We start from the raw sequence: 1039 nt of genomic DNA, 5'->3' as shown, positions 1-1039 counted from the left end.
TAAGGCGTGTTTCAGAAGTCGTGGTGGTCGATGAAGGTCCCGGCGTGGCGGTGATCGACAACTGAAGAGGCCTCCGGTATCTGGTTCTGCGACCAAGCAAGAACTTCATACCGGAGACCTCGTGGCCACCTTAGCGGTGACGAGGCGGCACGACCTCACCGACGCTCAGTGGCAGCGGCTCGCCGCACTGCTGCCTGTCGCGTCGGCGAAGGGTCGGCCGCCGAAATGGGAGAAACGGCAGCTCATCGACGGGATCAGGTGGCGCATTCGGATTGGGTCGCCCTGGCGTGACGTCCCGGCCGAGTACGGACCCTGGCAGACGATCTACGGCCTGTTCCGTCGCTGGCAGCGCGACGGCACCTGGGACACGATCCTGGCCGTGTCACAGGCCGCCGGCGATGCGGAAGGTCGGATCAGCTGGACAGTCAGCGTGGACTCGATGACCAGCCGCGCCCACCAACACGCCGCCGGCGCCCGCAGAGACGGCCACCTGCAGAAAGAGCCACCCGGCGGCGTGCACGACGAACCCGCCGATCACGCCCTCGGACGATCTCGCGGCGGTCTGACAACCAAGACGCATCTGGCCTGTGAGCAGGGGCAGAAGGTCCTGTCGATGGTGGTGACCGCCGGGCATCGTGGTGATAGCCCGCAGTTCATCCCGGTTCTGCGCCGGATCAGGGTGACCCGTCTCGGGGTGGGCCGGCCCCGCACCTGCCCCGACCTGGTCCTGGCGGACAAGGCCTACACCAGCCGCGGCAACCGCGCCTACCTGCGCAAGCGTGGGATCAAGACCTGCATCCCGAGCAAGACCGACCAGGACGCCCACCGCAAAGCCAAGGGCAGCCGCGGCGGACGCCCGCCAAAATTCGACCGAGACCTCTACCGGATGCGACACGCCGTCGAGAACGGCATCGCCCGACTCAAGCGCCACCGCGGCGTGGCCACCCGCTACGACAAGCTGGCCGTCCGGTTCCAGGCCGTCCTGACCATCACCATCATCTGCGAATGGCTCTGACCGGGCTTATGAAACACGCCTTAG

At 66.8% G+C, this 1039-nt stretch carries 1 protein-coding gene; it reads left to right on the top strand.

Annotation, left to right across the window (positions count from 1 at the left end; translation table 11 throughout):
• Window positions 1-121: 121 nt before the first annotated feature.
• Entirely contained in the window at window positions 122-1015 is an 894-nt protein-coding gene (locus D7147_RS32045; RefSeq protein ID WP_120684479.1) for an IS5 family transposase, read from the top strand.
• The last annotated feature ends 24 nt before the right edge of the window (window positions 1016-1039 follow it).

Source organism: Micromonospora musae (genome assembly GCF_003626545.1).
Taxonomy (GTDB): Bacteria; Actinomycetota; Actinomycetes; order Mycobacteriales; family Micromonosporaceae; genus Micromonospora; species Micromonospora musae.
Note: the sequence above shows the minus strand (reverse complement) of the source record. Positions and strands in the feature narration are given on the sequence as shown.